Source organism: Streptococcus suis, from assembly GCF_017601095.1.
Taxonomy (GTDB): Bacteria; Bacillota; Bacilli; order Lactobacillales; family Streptococcaceae; genus Streptococcus; species Streptococcus suis_Z.
In genome coordinates, this window is sequence record NZ_JAGFUX010000004.1 from 1 (window position 1) to 17,477 (window position 17,477).

Below are 17,477 nucleotides of genomic sequence, written 5' to 3' on the forward strand. Positions count from 1 at the left end.
CACAGCTCACAGCTCACAGCTCACAGCTCACAGCTCACAGCTCACAGCTCACAGCTCACAGCTCACAGCTCACAGCTCACAGCTCACAGCTCACAGCTCACAGCTCACAGCTCACGCTGATTATGTAGTCAGACGTGTTTTTTGTCAAGCTCTAAAACAGGCTTTTTCACATTTTTGTGAGAAAGTTTTTTATGTTAAATTTTTTGAGTTGCCTTTAGAATTGTCTTTAGAGAGTAATGGTGAGGTGCAATATGCCTAGTCATTTCTCAAATGAAGTCGATGGACAACTCAAATTTTATCAAGATTATCTACCTCTTGTTGATAAAAACCTGACAACGGATGATATTCTTTCTGACTATACAGATGGCGTTGTCAACGGAAATTTACTAGAATTTAAGGTTATCATCAATGATATTAACACTGTTTTATTCCAAGCCATCAAATACCTATCTTCTCGGAGAATCAAAGGACGAGAAATTCCAAAAAATATCTTATTGGTGTCACTAACAAATCAAAAAATCTATGTCTTTTCTAGCGAAGACTATTTAGCTTATATTGAAAGAGTATATTTTGGTGGTGCAAGTCTTAAAAACTCTGGATTTTCTGCGAGCAATCCGATTGAAATTCTAGAATATGGAAGAAGTCAACTTGATGAAAGCCGTTTAATTACTATATTACGTTCAAAAGAATTTACAAAAATAAACATAGATGAAAACTGTATTGTTGGCTGGGCAGAACGCTTTTATCGTGAAAATAAAGGAGCTAACAAATCCGATTTCATCGGAGACTATACTGGTAATGTTCAAATTATTGGCGAAATTCGGCAACCAGAAAAACTTAAAAATTTCATCAATCCCTATGTTGGAGAAACTAATGTTCAGTTCCAATACTTGATGGATAAACTTAATGATACATTACAAAAGAAAAATCTAGGAGCATTTTATACTCCTGAACCTTATGTTCAAAAGTCATTAGAGTTAGTTCGCCAAGCTATACAACGTGTCCCTGAAGGTAATGATTATATCATTTTAGACAGGTGTGCTGGAACTGGAAACCTTGAAAAATTGATGAGCGATGAAGAGTTGAGCCACTGTGTTCTTTCAACAGTTGAATATTATGAGTACAAAGTTTTACTTGAATTGCTTGGGGATAAAGTTCGTCATATTATCCCTCCTACAGAGAAAGCCGATACTTTTAATATGGGGCTAGTTCGTGGAGCAGATGCTCTTAGCGAGGAATATGTTAATAATGAGGTTATTAAGCAGTATATAGATAATCCAAATACCACCATTATTCTGTATGAAAATCCTCCTTATGCAGATACACGCAGTATAGAACACCAAAAAGCAAAAAAGACTTCTTCGTCATCCGAATGGAAGCAAAGTTATTTAATGCAACAGATGAAGCAAGAAGTTAAGGGGATGGGCATAAATGAGATGGGAAACATCTTTATTTGGAGCGGCTTCAAATACTATCTTCGTCAACCTACTGATAGCTATATTATTTATAGCCCTATTAAATATTGGAAGGAAATCCACCTAATTGATAAAAAATTTGAACGAGGATTTGCTTTCAACAGGAAACATTTTCATACCAAAATTGATGCGTTAGTATCTTGTATTCTTTGGTCAAATGTAGATGAAGAATTAGATAATATTACCCTTGAAGCATTCAATATAGTCAATAACGAAACCTTACAAGAAGAAGATTTAACTATCAATCGTATTTATACTAAATATAGTAACGTGTACTATGACAAACGAAAATTCAATGACGATGAATTTTCTGACTTTGTACTGGGGTTAAATGGAAAAAAACTAGAAGGTTCAAATAAAATTACTTCACAGACGATTATAAATGATAATTTAATCGGATATTTACGAGCTTCTGGAGTAAATTTTGACAATCCTGATTTAGCTTCCTCTCTCTTAGTTGCTAGTCTGTACAACGGAGCAGGATATTTTCCATTAAGGAAAGATAATTTCCTAGAGAAACTTCCAATGTTTGCCGCTAGTCGCTACATTACTTATAATCGACACTGGACACAGCGTGCTAATATCATGAAATCTGCTGATGGTTCTGAACGTTTTAACAATGCTGTATCTGGCAATAAAATCGAACAAGACCTATTGAAAATTTTGCTATTCACAACACTCGAAACACAGAATCACATGAGAAGTCTATACGGTACTGACGGGCGGTTCTACCGAAATGAACTGTCATTAGATACTTCTAACGGAGACACCATAGCAACTATCAAATTAGAAAAATTGAAGCAAGGTACTAAAGAAACTGCGTTGTTTGAACAGTGGACAAAAGTCTTGTCGGAAGCTAAAAAAACAGAGAACTATAATTCCGAATTAACATATTCTGTTTATCAAATTATAGATGAACTCAATACATCTGAAAAAGATGAAGACGAAAAAATTATTTACCATTATCCTGAATTAAATGGACACTTAAATACATTGAAAACAATGACAAAAGAGTATTATAATTCTGAAATTGTACCTTTCTTATTCGAATATGAATTTTTGAAATAAGAAGTAAAAAGACGATTTCCTATCTTGGAAGTCGCCTTTTTTTTGATGTTACCGAAACTCTATATATTGTAGTTGGTGTAAACTGATATATAGTTCCCAAAAAAAATAACTATACACTTGGATTGGCTTGGATGACAGCCTTGTTCATCCTCCCCTTTCCCTTCATCTATACTTTTTCAACAGGCTTGCCAGCAGTTTACGCTGGTATGAAGGGCAGCATCGGGATTGGGATTATCGCCTATGTTTGGCTCCTGTTAGCAGTCTATATCTCAACCAAGCCAAAATGGTTGGATCGTTTGATTGGTTTGCCAGCAGCCTATATGATCCATGGTATCTTTAGTTTGGTGGCTATTTATCTGGCCTTTATGCACAAAAATCTCCTGCCATCTTCAGGTTTGATTGAGCAGACAGGAAATCTAGCTTTTGCAATTTTACTGGGTCTTGCTCTTTATTCGATGGTCTTTATGGCGGGCTGGTTGACCAGCCGTATCCCTCTCTTGGCCAAAATCAAGCTCCAGTTGGAAAGCATTTTTAAGCATGAAATCTCAGTTTGGCTCCACCGCCTCAATCTCTTGGCAGTTTTCCTGATTTTTGTCCATGTGCAGTTGATTGACTACATTTCTAGTATTACTGGCTTTATGGTCTTGTTCAACCTTTCGACAGCCTTTGTCTTCCTGTCCTATCTATGGTCTAAATTCAAACCAACTGCCAAGGGTCAAGTTGGTAAGTTGGTGCGGAGTCAACTGATTGCGGATAATATTGTAGAATTGACCATTCAAGTTCCAGCAACCTTGTCCGCTAAACTGCGAGCAGGAGATTTTGTTTTCATTTCCGTACCCGGTAAAAAAGGGTTGCGTGAACCCCATCCATTTTCTTTGGTCAATGCACCCAATCAAGACAATGAGATTATCCTGGCCATTCGTGGCGACGGAGATTTCACAAAAGCCATTCAGACCCTGACTGCACCTGCTAAAGTATTGGTAGATGGTGGATATGGTATGTTTGAGACGGTCATTCAAGACCAGCAACCAGACCACCTCTTGATGATTACAGGTGGAATCGGTGTAACCCCTCTTCTTTCTGTCATGGAAGCCCATCCAGAAATTCCGACAACTGTCTTTCATGGTGCAACAACAGAAGCAGCTCTGATTTATGGAGACCGATTTGAAAAATGGAGTCAAGAACGGGAACAGTTTAAGGTTCATCGCAAAATTGGTCCATTTGAAGAAAAAGAGATTCTATCTAGCCTTCCAAATGACCTGACAGGCTTAACCGTCTTGGTAAGTGGACCACCTGCTATGGCTCGTTATTGGATGAAAAATCTACAAAAAAATGGTGTACCTAAAGGCCAAATTTTTTACGAAGAATTTGGTTGGTAAAAAAATACCTTGGCTAAGCCAAGGTATTTTTTTCGATGATTTGAGAAAGGATGCTATTGGTTTCAAGGATGGTCTGGTAGAAATGCCATTGACTTGCATAATAGTACGGTAGCACATAAACGCCCACCATACCAAAGGTCAAGGAAATAAGGATAAACCAACCGACAAAGGAAAGGTCTAGTAAAAAGCGTTTTACCTTATAACCACGCATAAACAAACGAGACTGTTTGAGTAGTTTTCTGGCGCCTGAGTAGTGACCTTGATCTAGTGCTTGAAAGAGTAGAATTTCCACTAAGGAATAGGCATAGTATTGTGGAAAATACAAAGCAAAACCAATCAAACTGAGCAAGAGGCCACCAAAAAATCCAAGACCAAAGGTCGCAAGAACTGCGTCAGGAATCAACTCTGGCTGACTGATATTATTTGACACCATATAAAAGACAACAAAAACCGATGCGCCTATCAATAAGAAGCTACCAATCAAAAGTGGCAGACCCCAGAGAAATAGGAAAAAGGTTTTGGTGAAATAGGTTGTAACAATCTTGCCAAACTCTGGATGTTGAAAAATCGCCAAGCCATCCTTAAAGCCTGTCTGGGTCTTACCCTTATATAAGATCTGAAAAAGGGTATAAGAAATGGACAGATAGAGAAAGCTCAGTAGGATTCCAGAGAAAATCGGAAAACCGATGGAAGCCGAAAGGTATTGCCAAGGGGCACCATCTTGATTGGCAACCGCGACAATCGTTGCAGGATCCTGGCTACGTGAGCTGATAAATTGAATGGTTAAACCTAAGAAAACAGCCCAAAGAGGCAAGAAAAAGATACCAGCCGTCTCTTGTAAAGTTTGGCGTGCCTTAGCACGAATACGTGTTAGGGAAAATAAACTGTGCATAGAAGTCCTCCTTCTGACATTTTAGCATAGAATGTAGTGACAAGCTAGGCTTTTTTTGATAGACTGGAACATGCTGGGAGTGGGAAAGAACTCGACTGGTCTAAAAAAGAGTTCGTCTTCCCACCCCCGCACAGTTGATTAGGTCAGATTTGGAGTGTAATACACGAACAAATCTGCCAATCAACCACTGCGCTGAGATGTTGACACAAACTCTGAGTAGTGGAGCTGGGCTTGAGCCCAGCCCCTAATAAAATTTTCCTAGGACTGTTTTTCCTAGTTGGAGGTAACCATGACAGATCTACCAATCAAGTACCGCTTGATTAAGAAAGAAAAGCACACAGGTGCTCGTTTAGGGGAGATTATCACCCCTCACGGCACCTTCCCAACCCCAATGTTTATGCCCGTAGGGACCCAGGCAACCGTTAAAACCATGTCGCCTGAAGAATTGAAGGAAATGGGCTCAGGCATTATCCTATCCAACACCTATCACCTTTGGCTCCGTCCAGGTGACGAGCTGATTGCTCAGGCAGGTGGCTTGCATAAGTTTATGAACTGGGACCAGCCTATCCTGACTGACTCAGGTGGTTTTCAGGTCTATTCTTTGGCCGATAGCCGCAATATCTCAGAAGAAGGGGTGACCTTCAAGAACCACCTCAACGGCAGCAAGATGTTCCTGTCACCTGAAAAGGCTATTTCCATTCAAAACAATCTTGGCTCAGACATCATGATGAGCTTTGATGAGTGTCCACAGTTCTATCAGCCTTATGATTATGTTAAAAAATCCATTGAAAGAACCAGCCGTTGGGCAGAGCGTGGCCTCAAGGCCCACCGACGTCCGCATGACCAGGGATTATTTGGAATCGTGCAAGGGGCTGGATTTGAAGACCTCCGTCGTCAGTCTGCTCAGGATCTGGTCAGCATGGATTTCCCAGGTTATTCAATCGGCGGTCTAGCTGTTGGTGAAACCCATGACGAAATGAATGCGGTATTGGACTTCACGACGCCATTGTTACCTGAGAACAAGCCACGCTACCTCATGGGAGTTGGGGCGCCAGACAGTTTGATTGATGCGGTCATCCGTGGTGTCGATATGTTTGACTGCGTGTTGCCAACCCGTATCGCTCGTAACGGTACCTGTATGACCAGCCAAGGTCGCTTGGTGGTAAAAAATGCCCAGTTTGCTGAAGACTTTACACCGCTTGATCCAGACTGTGATTGCTACACTTGTAAAAACTATACCCGTGCCTACCTTCGTCATTTGCTCAAGGCAGACGAAACCTTTGGTATCCGCTTGACCAGCTACCACAACCTCTTCTTCCTAATCAACCTGATGAAAAATGTCCGTCAGGCCATTATGGATGATAATTTGTTGGAGTTCCGTCAAGACTTTATGGAAAAATACGGTTATGGAAAGAATGGTAGAAACTTTTAAATAAAAATGACCTCCTACAAAATAGTAGGAGGTTTTCTTTTTATACATCAAAATACAAAAGTTCTTTCGGTGTCTTGGTAAAGACTTCAAAGCCATTCTTGGTCACATAACCACAGTCTTCAATCCGCACACCGACTTTTCCAGGAATGTAGATACCAGGCTCAACAGAGAAGCACATGCCTTCCTCGATAACCAAGTCATTTCCTTCCATAATAGATGGGAACTCGTGCACACTCATGCCCAGACCGTGCCCAAGACGGTGGTTGAAGTAGTCACTATAACCAGCCTTCTCAATGACAGAGCGAGCAGCGTAGTCAATCTCACCTGCTGTCACACCAGGCTTGATCATATTGACCGCTGCCATGTGGGCTTCAAGAGTTAGGTTATAAATATCCTTTTTAAATTGGTCAGGTTTTCCGACAGCGACCGTCCGCGTCATATCAGAGGTGTAGCCCAAGGTTTCGACGCCTAGGTCGAACAATAGCAGAGCATCGTTTTCGATGCGGTTTGTTCCTGGGATACCGTGAGGGTTTGCAGCATTGTTACCTGTCAAGACCATGGTATCAAAACTCATCTTGGAAATGCCCTGTTTCTTCATCTCAAATTCAATCTGAGCAATGATGTCTGTTTCTGTCACATTTAGGGAAATATTGTCAAAACCTACCTGCATGGCCTTGTCAGCAAATGCCCCTGCCACCAACATCTTTTCAATCTCATCTCGTGACTTAATCAATTTCATAGTATTGATAAGCGGTGTCAAATCTGTGAAGGCTTGATTGAAAATGGATTGCAAACCATAGTAGCGAGTCAGGTTGAGATTGTCAAACTCCGCACCGATTTTCTGAAAATGTTTCTGTGGCAATTTACTCTTGATGATTTGCCAAGGATTTTCAGAATCCATGTAGCCAGCCACCGCAAAGTCAACGGTAGCCACCGCCCGTTCCATATCGAGGGCCGGAAGGAAGAGTAGAGACTCAGCATCCGGCATGACAAAGAGCATCATGTGGCGTTCATGGGGATCATTGTGAAAACCGGTGAGATAATAAATGCTGACTGGGTCAGAAAAAATGGCCAAATCCATTTGATTTTCTTCTAAATAAGTCTTGATACGGTTGATTTTAGACATAGTCCACCTCTTTCTATACCTCTATTTTTCCAAAAAATGAAAAAAAATGCAAGGGGAAAAGAAAAAGTTGAATTTTTCACTTGAAAGTGGTTTCAAAAAATGATAAACTATATACGAGTGAAAGCGTAATTTTCATACAATATATTAAATTTGAAAGGATATGCGTATGCTGAATACAGATGATACAGTAACGATTTACGACGTCGCCCGAGAAGCAGGCGTCTCAATGGCCACAGTCAGTCGTGTGGTCAACGGAAATAAAAATGTGAAAGAAAATACTCGTAAGAAGGTATTGGAAGTTATTGATCGTTTGGATTACCGTCCTAACGCTGTTGCACGGGGGTTGGCAAGTAAGAAAACAACAACAGTGGGCGTGGTTATTCCAAACATCGCAAATGCTTACTTTGCAACCTTGGCAAAAGGGATTGATGATATTGCTGACATGTATAAATACAATATCGTTCTCGCTAATAGTGATGAGAACGATGAGAAGGAAATCAATGTTGTCAATACACTCTTCTCTAAACAGGTGGACGGCATTATCTTCATGGGCTACCATTTGACAGACAAGATTCGTGCAGAGTTTTCACGCTCTCGGACACCAATTGTACTAGCAGGTACAGTTGATTTGGAGCATCAGTTACCAAGTGTCAACATTGACTATGCCTTAGCTACTAAAGATGCAGTAGATCTGTTGGCAAAACACAATCAAAAGATTGCCTTTGTGTCTGGTCCGCTTGTGGATGATATCAATGGAAAAGTCCGTCTGACAGGTTATAAAGATGGCTTAAAAGCAAATGGTTTGGAATTTAATGAAGGTCTTGTCTTTGAATCTAAGTACAAATACGAAGAAGGCTATGCACTTGCTGATCGCATTCTAAACTCAGGAGCAACAGCTGCCTATGTAGCAGAAGATGAAATTGCAGCTGGGTTGCTTAATGGTATAGCGGACAAGGGGATTAAGATACCAGAGGACTTCGAAATTATCACAAGCGATGATTCTGTTGTCACAAAATTCACCCGTCCAAACCTATCTTCTATTAATCAGCCATTGTACGATATCGGTGCGATTGCGATGCGGATGTTGACCAAGATTATGCATAAGGAAGAGTTGGAAAATCGTGAGGTACTTTTGAATCACGGTATTAAGCTACGTAAATCAACCAAGTAAAGGAAGGGAAACTCCCTTCTTTTCTTTTGTAAAAAATAGGTTGACCATATCATTTTTTTCAGATTTCTATTATAATGAAACTATGAAAGTTTTGTTATACCTAGAAGGCAAGACCGTTCTTGAAAAATCAGGAATTGGTCGTGCACTTCAACACCAGATGGAAGCCTTGGATAAGGCAGGCATTCCTTACACAACGGATCTTTTAGGAGATTACGATGTTATCCATATCAACACCTACGGACCACGTAGTTGGTTGCTTTTGCGTGCTGCGAAGCGTCGTGGGAAAAAGGTGATACTTCATGGCCACTCAACCCGAGAGGATTTTCAAAATTCCTTCATTGGTTCAAATGTCTTGGCGCCATATGTAGGAAAATACCTAGCAAGCATGTACCAGAAGGCGGATTTTATCATCACGCCTTCTCCCTACTCCAAGCGATTAATTGAGTCATATGGAGTGACGACACCGATTGTAGCTGTGTCAAATGGTATTGACTTGAATAAGTACCAACAAGATGCACATAAGGAATCGGTTTTTCGTCAGCATTTTGGCATTGAAGAAAATCAACCGGTTGTTATTTCGGCTGGCTTGTATTTTCGACGTAAGGGGATTGAGGATTTTGTTAAAGTAGCAGAGCGGATGCCTCATGTCCGTTTTATCTGGTTTGGTTCCATCAATAAATGGATGATTCCATCCTATATTCGAAAAATTGTTGAGGGAGACCATCCAGAAAATGTCTCCTTCCCAGGATATTTCAAAGGGGCTGTTTACCAAGGAGCTATGACAGCTGCTAGTGCCTTCTTTTTCCCTTCTTATGAAGAGACAGAAGGAATTGTTGTTTTAGAGGCCTTGGCTAGTCGTCAACATGTGGTCTTGAGGGACATTCCGGTTTATGAAGGATGGATTGATGGCAGTCAGGTGGAGCTTGGACGCTCAGTTGATGATTTTGTAGCCTCTTTGCAGGCAATCTTGGATAAGAAGGTTGATAAGCGAGAAGCCGGCTATCAGGTGGCGGTCAGTCGGTCGATTGATAAGGTATCTAACCAGCTAGTAGAAGCTTATGAGAGAGTAAGGGAGATGTAGATGCGAATTGGATTATTTACAGATACTTATTTTCCACAAGTGTCCGGGGTGGCGACGTCTATTCGGACCTTGAAGGCGGAATTGGAAAAGCAAGGACATACTGTTTTTATCTTTACGACGACAGATGAGGATGTCAATCGCTATGAGGATTGGGATATTATCCGCATTCCTAGTGTACCTTTTATCGGCTTTAAGGATCGTAGGGTTGCCTATGCTGGCTTTACAGATGCCTTGAAAATCGCCCAGCGCTATAAGCTAGACATTATTCACACTCAGACGGAGTTTTCATTGGGGATTTTGGGGAAAATGATTGCCAAAGAATTAGATATTCCTGTGCTCCATACCTATCATACCCAGTATGAAGACTATGTCCATTATATTGCTAAAGGGCGTTTGATTCGGCCAAGTATGATCAAGTATTTGGTTCGTGCTTATCTTCGTGATTTGGATGGGGTCATTTGTCCAAGCGAGATTGTCGATGAGTTGTTGACGACCTACCAGGTTCCTATTGAGAAACGTGTAATTCCGACGGGGATTGACTTAGTCAAGTTCGATCGGCCTGAAATCAGTCAGGAAGATGTCGCGGAGTTACGACAGCACTTAGGAATCGCTTCGGATGAGACCATGTTACTTAGTCTATCTCGAATTTCTCATGAAAAAAATATCCAGGCAATTGTCAAGGCTATGCCGCGTATTGTGCAAGAAAATCCAAAGGTCAAGTTGGTCATTGTCGGTGGAGGTCCATACTCAGAAGAGTTGCAATCCTTGATTGACCAAGTTCAAATGACAAATGTCATCCAGATGACAGGCATGATTGCGCCTAGTGAAACAGCCCTTTATTATAAGGCGGCGGACTTCTTTATTTCTGCTTCGACCAGTGAGACTCAAGGGCTGACTTTCTTAGAGAGCTTGGCTTCAGGTACACCGATTATTGCTCACGCCAATTCTTATTTGAACAATGTCATTTCGGATAAGATGTTTGGTACCTTGTATCAACGTGAGGTTGATTTGGCAGATGCTGTTTTAGATGCAATCTTGTTGACCCCGGCTATGAACGACTTCCATTTAGAGAGGAAGCTGTATGAAATCTCCTCCACAAACTTCGGACGACGGGTCTATGAGTTTTATTTGGATTTGAAAATTTCTCATGATTTTCGAAAGCAACATATCAATGAGGATTCCGTTGCAGAATCCTTGATTAAGGGAGCTATCTCTCTGCCAAGAAGGGTACTAGTTACTTCTTCGGATCGCACAGTAAAGATTTTGAAAAAATCTGTTCAACAGGTGCGCTCAGTCCGTAATTTCTTTGACTAGGAGGAATGAAGATGAAGGTAGTAAGAAAACTCATTTGGTACATATTACCAGTTTTGTTGGTCTACTATCTTGTACCGTTGTTGATCATGTATTCTCCGCTAGATGACTATACCATAAAAGGGCTTTTGATTAACTTAATTATCATCTACCAGCCGGTCTTTATTTTTCTTGTCTCGACAATCTATTCTATAAAGAACGGCTTTTCTTGGTGGTTCCCACTTGTGATTGGTCTACTGTATTTGCCAGTCGATACCCTGATTTTCCCAAATGCAGAGGGCGCAGAAATCTACCTTATTCCATACATTCTCGTGAGTTTTATCGGTGCAGGAGTGGGGGTCTTAATTAGGAAGATAATTAGTAATGGAAAATCTCATAAAAATCCTTGAAAAATCAGGAAATCCTGCTATAATAGTGCGTAGAGACTTATCAATTCTAGGAAATCTTTGAGAGAGTGTGCGGTCGGTGCAAGCACATAGAGGATAGGATTGACACTACTCGGTATGATTTTATGCAAACATAAAAGGGTGGTTCCCTTATCGCCGTTCGAGGTAGTCGGGCTTTTTTTGGCGTGACTGCGAACCAAGGTGGAACCACGTTACGACGTCCTTTTGTGAGGATGTCGTATTTTCTTTTGGAGGAGTAGTTATGCTACCTGATGACTTATTAAAACGGTGCCAAGATGTGCGAAGAGCCTATAAAGAGTTGGAACTCAAGCACCACGACAAAGAGTGGTCCATCGAGGAGGACCTTTTGGCTTTGACCAATGATATTGGCAACATGAACCGCCTGATTATGACCAAACAAGGTCGTTACTATGATGAAACGCCCTATACCTTGGAGCAAAAAATGTCTGAAAATATCTGGTGGTTGATCGAATTAGCCGATCGACTGGATATTGATATTCAAAAAGAAATGGAAACCTTTTTAGCTCAAAAAGAAGAGTTATTGGGGATTAAAAAATAAAAAATAGAAAGGACTAGGGTCTCCGTATTTGGTTGAACTGAATACGGGCTACGGACTGGGCCAAAAAGATAAACGAGAACAAGACGCTTGCGTCGTCGTTCTGTTTCCTATTTTGGCTGTGTCCGCTTAACGCCCTTTATATCTTATATTATGCTTAAAATTACTTTCCCAGATGGTGCTGTTCGTGAGTACCAAGCTGGTGTGACAACTGTTGAAATTGCGGAGAGCATCAGCAAGTCTTTGGCGAAAAAGGCGCTTGCTGGTAAGTTCAATGGTAAATTGATTGATACTACTCGTGCCATTGAAGAGGATGGGACGCTTGAAATCGTAACGCCTGACCATGAAGATGCCTTGCCAATCTTACGTCATTCAGCAGCCCACTTGTTTGCCCAAGCGGCTCGTCGTCTTTTCCCAGACATCAAGTTGGGCGTTGGTCCAGCCATTCAGGATGGTTTCTACTATGATACGGACAATGCGGCTGGTCAGATTTCAAATGAAGACCTGCCACGTATTCAGGAAGAAATGGCTAAAATTGTCAAGGAAAACTTCCCTTCTGAACGCCGTGAGGTAACTAAGGAAGAAGCTCTTGAGATTTTCAAAAATGATCCATACAAGCTGGAACTCATTCATGAACATTCTGATGATGAGGGTGGTTTGACCATCTATACTCAGGGTGAATACGTTGACCTTTGCCGTGGCCCACACGTTCCGTCAACAGGCCGTATCCAGATTTTTGAATTGCTCAATGTGGCAGGTGCTTACTGGCGTGGTAAGAGCGAAAATCCCATGATGCAACGGGTTTATGGTACAGCTTGGTTTGACAAGAAAGACCTCAAGGCTTACCTTCAAATGCGTGAAGAAGCCAAAGAGCGTGACCACCGTAAACTTGGTAAGGAATTGGATCTCTTCATGATTAGCCAAGAAGTTGGTCAAGGCTTGCCATTCTGGTTGCCAAATGGGGCGACTATCCGTCGTACATTAGAGCGTTACATCACAGACAAGGAGTTGGCTTCAGGTTATCAGCACGTTTATACGCCACCGTTGGCTTCCGTTGAGCTCTACAAGACCTCAGGTCACTGGGAGCACTACTCAGAAGATATGTTCCCAACTATGGACATGGGCGACGGTGAGGAGTTTGTGCTTCGTCCGATGAACTGTCCGCACCACATTCAAGTTTATAAAAACCATGTGCGTTCGTATCGTGAATTGCCAGTGCGTATCGCTGAGCTTGGTATGATGCACCGCTATGAGAAATCAGGTGCATTGACTGGTTTGCAACGGGTGCGTGAGATGACTCTCAACGACGGTCATATTTTCGTGACACCTGAGCAAATCCAAGAAGAGTTCAAAAAAGCTCTCCAGTTGATTATCGATGTGTACGCAGATTTCAACCTAAACGACTATCGTTTCCGCCTGTCTTATCGTGACCCAGAGGACAAAGAGAAGTACTATGATAACGATGAGATGTGGGAAAATGCCCAGCGCATGTTGAAAGGTGCCATGGATGAAATGGGTGTGGACTACTTTGAAGCTGAGGGTGAAGCTGCCTTCTACGGTCCGAAATTGGATATCCAAGTGAAAACGGCCCTTGGTAACGAAGAAACCCTGTCAACCATTCAGTTGGACTTCCTCTTGCCAGAACGTTTTGGTTTGACCTATATTGGTGCTGATGGTGAAGAACACCGCCCAGTTATGATTCACCGTGGTGTTATCTCAACTATGGAACGCTTCACAGCCATTTTGATTGAAACCTACAAGGGTGCCTTCCCAACTTGGTTGGCTCCAACCCAAGTGACTATGATTCCAATCTCTGTGGAAGCTCACTTGGACTACGCTTGGAAGGTTGCAAAAGAATTGCAAGACCGTGGCGTTCGCGTACACGTAGATGAGCGGAACGAGAAGATGCAATACAAGATTCGTCAGAGCCAGACCAGCAAGATTCCATACCAGCTCATCGTCGGGGACAAGGAAATGGAAGACAATGCAGTAAACGTCCGTCGTTACGGAAGCAAGGCAACACAAACTCAATCTGTCGCAGAATTTGTGGACCACATCTTAGCAGATATTGCCCGCAAGTCACGTCCAACTGATGCTGAATAATAACTATAAGGAGAAGTCCGAAAGGGCTTCTTTTTTGACAGCCAAAACTCCCAACCGATTGGCTGGGAGTGCAGTATACATGCTATTCGTGCTTCTTTTGAGGGTAGGAAATCACCTTTCCTTGAAATACTTTATCCAATATAGGAACCCTTTTTACGATAAACAAGACTAAGGAATTGATGATAAGGAGCAACCCAAAACTCATGAGGAGGAGTACAGATGTAGAAAAATTTAAAAAATATTTCTTTATGAGAAGAGTAAGAATTGTCAGGATGTAGGTATGTACTAGATAGAAGTAAAGAGAATACTGACCAAACCAGGCAATAATAGTAGGTAAACTTCTTTCCAGAGTGATTATGATAGAAACAATCAGGTAGGTCATAGCTAGTCCGTTTGCATATCGTAGGAAGGTGTGAAATGGCAGTTGCTGACTTGGGTAGGTTTGGTAGGACTGTAAATAGATGAGATAGAATACTGTTACCAGACCTGCTAAACTGTGAAAAACGGTCTGTCTAACCATTTTCTTGTGAATTTCTTTCTTGGCAAAATAAATACCTAAAAAATAAAATAGTGGTAAAGAAGTCAGGTGTTGTAATCCAATTGGTAAGTTGCTAATATTTAAGGGACCACCAAATAGTGTAGCGAATAGTGCAAAAAGACCAATGCAAATCAGTGAAACTGGTTCTGTTAGTTGCAACCGATGGAGAATAAGAGTTGTGATGGTCATGAGGGTTAAAAACCAAATGTACCACATAGATGTATCTGGGAGGAGAAAATTAGAAAGGAAGTGACTTGGGTCTACTTTATCAACGGTATAGCTTGAAAAGAGGATTTTGCTAATTACAATACTACTGCCAAAGACTGCGTATATTTGCAACAGTCGATATATATGTATATATATAAGCATTGTTTCTAGACTTTGGTTTTAGGTAAAAATGATAGAAACTAAAGCCACTGACAAATACAAAAAATGGCATAAGGAAAGAGTGTAGCCAAGCTTCTAGTCGCCAAAGGGGGATATCGGTATATGGAAGAGCGTTTCGGATATAACCGACTGTATGCAGAAATAAGACAGCTAAAATTCCAAAACCTTTCAGTTGGTCAATGTAGGTAAGTCGTTTCATCAGTTTCTCCTTTATTTAACTCTAAACTATTTGGGAACAGAACCATTTCCAAAATGGTTTGAGTACATTTTCTTTGATTATATCATAAAACCAGCTTTCTGTAGAAAACTGGTTCAGATTGTTTATTCAATACTGCTCGCCCAAGACTTAGCCACATAACGTGACAGGCTTGAGATGGCGAAGTTGATGACAAAGTATATGAGAGCAACCATGAGATAGAGGGCAAAAACTTGTTCCGCCTCAAAATGGCGTCCCATTAGGATTTGGCTGGCACCGAAAAGCTCTTGCAAAGCGATAACGGAGTAGAGGAAACTGGTATCCTTGATAACCGTTACGATCTGTGAGATGATAGCTGGTAGCATCTTACGGATAGCCTGTGGCATGATGATATAGACCATGATTTGCACTGGGGTAAAACCCTGTGACAAACCAGCTTCAGTCTGGCCCGGTCCGACGGCGTTTAGACCACCACGGATAATCTCGGCCATGGCTGCCGTGGTAAAAATAGTAAAAGCGGTAATACCAGCGGGCGTTGACTTCATTTGGAAGACTAAGAAAACGGTGAAAATCCAGAGCAAGTTTGGTACATTTCGAACAAATTCGATATAAATCGTTGCAATCCACTTGAAAATTGGATTTTTTCCATTTCGCATGATGGCTAAAATCATGCCAAAGAGAACGGATAGAACCACCGAAATGCTAGAGATATAAAGGGTTAACTTCAAACCACCCCATAAGAGTTGGAAGGTTGAAGGCTTGAGTAACTCTAAAACATAATTCATCGTTCAACCTCCTTTTAGTGTGAAAATGCTGACTTATTCTTTTCTTCAATATGGCGTCCCCAGCTTGCAACAGGGAAACACATGATGAAGTAAAGGAAAGCAGCGCCAGCAAAGGCGGGGATGTAGTTGGCATTCATAGCAGACCAGGATTTGGTCATAAACATGATGTCAGCACCAGAGATAATAGCTACCGTAGCCGTATTTTTTATCAAGTTCACCACCTGATTAGTCAATGGTGGCAGAATCGTCGGAATAGCCTGTGGCAAGATGATCAACCGCATGGTTTCCGCCTGAGTAAAGCCCTGAGAAAGAGCAGCTTCTGTTTGACCTGTTGGCACTGCCTCAATTCCAGCACGAACGACCTCTGCGATATAGGCACCGTGATAGAGTCCGACGCAGATAACAGCTGTCCAGTAGATGGACGGCATGAGAACATAATTTGAAATCAGTGGAAGTCCATAATAAACAATCATGAACTGAACCAAAAGCGGAGTGTTCTGATAGTATTCAACATAGACACGTGCGATGATTTTTAAAACTTTATTTTTACTTGAAGAGAGGCTACCAAAGACAATTCCTAAAAACATGGCCATGATAAAGGCACCGACAGAAATGGCTAAGGTAAAGAGAAAACCTTGGAAAAAGGTCGGAAAATCCTTGAAATAACTGACCCAATTCTCCCAAGCGTAAGGACTAGTTGTTAAAACTGTCATATTGTTTCACCTTTCTATTCGTCAGTTTCTGTTACTGGTTCTAGACCATTGGCATCATAGATGCTTTGTAGGCTACCATCGGCAGTCCATTTTTCTACGAGACTATTTAAGTAGTCGTTAAGGTCTTTGTTAGATAATTTAGTAACAATTCCATAGTCAGAAGCTGAGAAGCTAAAGTCCATGAGTTCAGATTTCGAGCTGATATACCCAGAAAGGATAGATTGGTCTACAGAAAATGCGTCTGTACGGTGAGCACGTAGCGAGACAGAGAGTTCTGGATAAGAACCAAGCTCTGCAAAATTGACAGAGATACCATATTTGTCTGCGAGTTCAGAGATGAGGGCGCGTGTAATGGAACCCTGAGCTACACCGATTGTTTTACCATCCAAATCTGTGAAAGTCTTGATTCCACTATCCTTGTTAACCAAGAAACCGACAGCGTCAGTATAGTAAGGAGTTGTGAAATTGTAGAGCAACTTGCGTTCTTCGGTTATGGTGAAGGTTGCGATGACCATATCCACTTGACCGTTATCTAAGAGTGGTCCTCGGGTTTGCGCTGTAACGGGAGTAAATTCGATATCTACACCTAATTCATCTGCAATTTTTCGAGCAATGTCTATCTCCATACCCTCGAACTCACCAGTATCAGGGTTGAGATAACCAAAGTTAGGGACGTCCTGTTTCACTCCGACGCGGAGCACGCCTCTATCGATGATAGCTTGAACTTGATCGCTAGTAGAGAGTTCGGCAGGTGTTTCTGTCTGAGCGACAGGTTGGTGGATGAAAAAGAGGGTTAGGCAACTAATAATCAGGAGGCGGATGGCCAAGAAGAGATTCATTTTCTTATCAGTCATAGG

Annotated in this window: 16 protein-coding genes; 9 read left to right on the top strand and 7 right to left on the bottom strand. The window is 41.5% G+C overall.

The window, feature by feature from the left end; genetic code table 11:
- Positions 1–251 precede the first annotated feature (251 nt).
- Positions 252–2,543: a hypothetical protein gene (locus tag J5566_RS04210; RefSeq protein WP_172066364.1), complete on the top strand. Its 2,292-nt coding sequence runs from the start codon at positions 252–254 to the stop codon at positions 2,541–2,543.
- A 131-nt stretch (positions 2,544–2,674) separates the two neighbouring features.
- Positions 2,675–3,922 (top strand): iron reductase, encoded by a 1,248-nt coding sequence (locus J5566_RS04215; protein ID WP_208562415.1) that lies wholly within the window; start codon positions 2,675–2,677, stop codon positions 3,920–3,922.
- A 13-nt stretch (positions 3,923–3,935) separates the two neighbouring features.
- Here J5566_RS04215 and J5566_RS04220 read toward each other — a convergent pair whose 3' ends face one another.
- Entirely contained in the window at positions 3,936–4,814 is an 879-nt protein-coding gene (locus J5566_RS04220) for a DUF975 family protein (RefSeq protein ID WP_208562224.1), read from the bottom strand.
- 289 nt (positions 4,815–5,103) lie between these two features.
- Here J5566_RS04220 and tgt point away from each other — a divergent pair, with 289 nt between their 5' ends.
- The gene (gene tgt / locus J5566_RS04225) at positions 5,104–6,246 is read left to right on the top strand and encodes a tRNA guanosine(34) transglycosylase Tgt (RefSeq protein ID WP_172028712.1); all 1,143 of its coding nucleotides are present in this window, start codon (positions 5,104–5,106) and stop codon (positions 6,244–6,246) included.
- 40 nt (positions 6,247–6,286) lie between these two features.
- On the opposite strand, the gene J5566_RS04230 is transcribed toward tgt, so the two are convergent.
- Entirely contained in the window at positions 6,287–7,372 is a 1,086-nt protein-coding gene (locus tag J5566_RS04230; protein WP_208562225.1) for a M24 family metallopeptidase, read from the bottom strand.
- A 169-nt stretch (positions 7,373–7,541) separates the two neighbouring features.
- On the opposite strand from J5566_RS04230, the gene ccpA reads away from it, so the two are divergent.
- The 6 genes from ccpA (at position 7,542) to thrS (ending at position 14,001) form a co-directional block, all read left to right on the top strand.
- Positions 7,542–8,543, top strand: a complete 1,002-nt coding sequence (ccpA, locus tag J5566_RS04235) for a catabolite control protein A (RefSeq protein WP_279630952.1) — start codon at positions 7,542–7,544, stop codon at positions 8,541–8,543.
- 82 nt (positions 8,544–8,625) lie between these two features.
- Positions 8,626–9,624 (top strand): glycosyltransferase family 4 protein, encoded by a 999-nt coding sequence (locus tag J5566_RS04240; protein ID WP_208562227.1) that lies wholly within the window; start codon positions 8,626–8,628, stop codon positions 9,622–9,624.
- On the top strand, positions 9,625–10,938 hold the full coding sequence (locus J5566_RS04245) for a glycosyltransferase family 4 protein (protein WP_208562228.1): 1,314 nt from the start codon (positions 9,625–9,627) through the stop codon (positions 10,936–10,938).
- 11 nt (positions 10,939–10,949) lie between these two features.
- Complete coding sequence (locus J5566_RS04250; RefSeq protein WP_208562229.1) at positions 10,950–11,324, top strand: hypothetical protein; 375 nt, start codon at positions 10,950–10,952, stop codon at positions 11,322–11,324.
- 259 nt (positions 11,325–11,583) lie between these two features.
- Positions 11,584–11,901, top strand: coding sequence for a MazG-like protein (locus J5566_RS04255; RefSeq protein ID WP_208562230.1), 318 nt, complete (start codon positions 11,584–11,586; stop codon positions 11,899–11,901).
- Positions 11,902–12,051: 150 nt separating this feature from the next.
- On the top strand, positions 12,052–14,001 hold the full coding sequence (gene thrS, locus J5566_RS04260) for a threonine--tRNA ligase (RefSeq protein WP_208562231.1): 1,950 nt from the start codon (positions 12,052–12,054) through the stop codon (positions 13,999–14,001).
- Between the two features lie 82 nt (positions 14,002–14,083).
- Here the strand turns inward: thrS and J5566_RS04265 are convergent, their stop codons facing one another.
- The 5 genes from J5566_RS04265 to J5566_RS04285 form a co-directional block, all read right to left on the bottom strand.
- Positions 14,084–14,908, bottom strand: coding sequence for an acyltransferase family protein (locus tag J5566_RS04265; protein WP_208562232.1), 825 nt, complete (start codon positions 14,906–14,908; stop codon positions 14,084–14,086).
- A complete protein-coding gene (locus J5566_RS10665; protein WP_208562233.1) occupies positions 14,850–15,125 on the bottom strand; it encodes an acyltransferase family protein in 276 nt (91 codons plus the stop codon). Before J5566_RS10665 ends, J5566_RS04265 begins: the two co-directional genes overlap by 59 nt.
- A 122-nt stretch (positions 15,126–15,247) precedes the next feature.
- Positions 15,248–15,907, bottom strand: a complete 660-nt coding sequence (locus J5566_RS04275; protein WP_208562234.1) for an amino acid ABC transporter permease — start codon at positions 15,905–15,907, stop codon at positions 15,248–15,250.
- A gap of 14 nt (positions 15,908–15,921) precedes the next feature.
- Positions 15,922–16,620, bottom strand: coding sequence for an amino acid ABC transporter permease (locus J5566_RS04280; protein ID WP_208562235.1), 699 nt, complete (start codon positions 16,618–16,620; stop codon positions 15,922–15,924).
- Between the two features lie 14 nt (positions 16,621–16,634).
- Entirely contained in the window at positions 16,635–17,474 is an 840-nt protein-coding gene (locus tag J5566_RS04285; protein ID WP_208562236.1) for a transporter substrate-binding domain-containing protein, read from the bottom strand.
- Positions 17,475–17,477: the final 3 nt, after the last annotated feature.

Coding starts and splice junctions, on each gene's coding strand:
- J5566_RS04220 (WP_208562224.1), bottom strand. CDS start 4,814: ATGCACAGTTTATTTTCCCTAACACGTATTCGTGCTAAGGCACGCCAA.
- J5566_RS04210 (WP_172066364.1), top strand. CDS start 252: ATGCCTAGTCATTTCTCAAATGAAGTCGATGGACAACTCAAATTTTAT.
- J5566_RS04280 (WP_208562235.1), bottom strand. CDS start 16,620: ATGACAGTTTTAACAACTAGTCCTTACGCTTGGGAGAATTGGGTCAGT.
- J5566_RS10665 (WP_208562233.1), bottom strand. CDS start 15,125: ATGAAACGACTTACCTACATTGACCAACTGAAAGGTTTTGGAATTTTA.
- thrS (WP_208562231.1), top strand. CDS start 12,052: ATGCTTAAAATTACTTTCCCAGATGGTGCTGTTCGTGAGTACCAAGCT.
- J5566_RS04265 (WP_208562232.1), bottom strand. CDS start 14,908: ATGCTTATATATATACATATATATCGACTGTTGCAAATATACGCAGTC.
- J5566_RS04245 (WP_208562228.1), top strand. CDS start 9,625: ATGCGAATTGGATTATTTACAGATACTTATTTTCCACAAGTGTCCGGG.
- tgt (WP_172028712.1), top strand. CDS start 5,104: ATGACAGATCTACCAATCAAGTACCGCTTGATTAAGAAAGAAAAGCAC.
- J5566_RS04230 (WP_208562225.1), bottom strand. CDS start 7,372: ATGTCTAAAATCAACCGTATCAAGACTTATTTAGAAGAAAATCAAATG.
- J5566_RS04275 (WP_208562234.1), bottom strand. CDS start 15,907: ATGAATTATGTTTTAGAGTTACTCAAGCCTTCAACCTTCCAACTCTTA.
- J5566_RS04255 (WP_208562230.1), top strand. CDS start 11,584: ATGCTACCTGATGACTTATTAAAACGGTGCCAAGATGTGCGAAGAGCC.
- J5566_RS04250 (WP_208562229.1), top strand. CDS start 10,950: ATGAAGGTAGTAAGAAAACTCATTTGGTACATATTACCAGTTTTGTTG.
- J5566_RS04215 (WP_208562415.1), top strand. CDS start 2,675: ATGACAGCCTTGTTCATCCTCCCCTTTCCCTTCATCTATACTTTTTCA.
- J5566_RS04285 (WP_208562236.1), bottom strand. CDS start 17,474: ATGACTGATAAGAAAATGAATCTCTTCTTGGCCATCCGCCTCCTGATT.
- J5566_RS04240 (WP_208562227.1), top strand. CDS start 8,626: ATGAAAGTTTTGTTATACCTAGAAGGCAAGACCGTTCTTGAAAAATCA.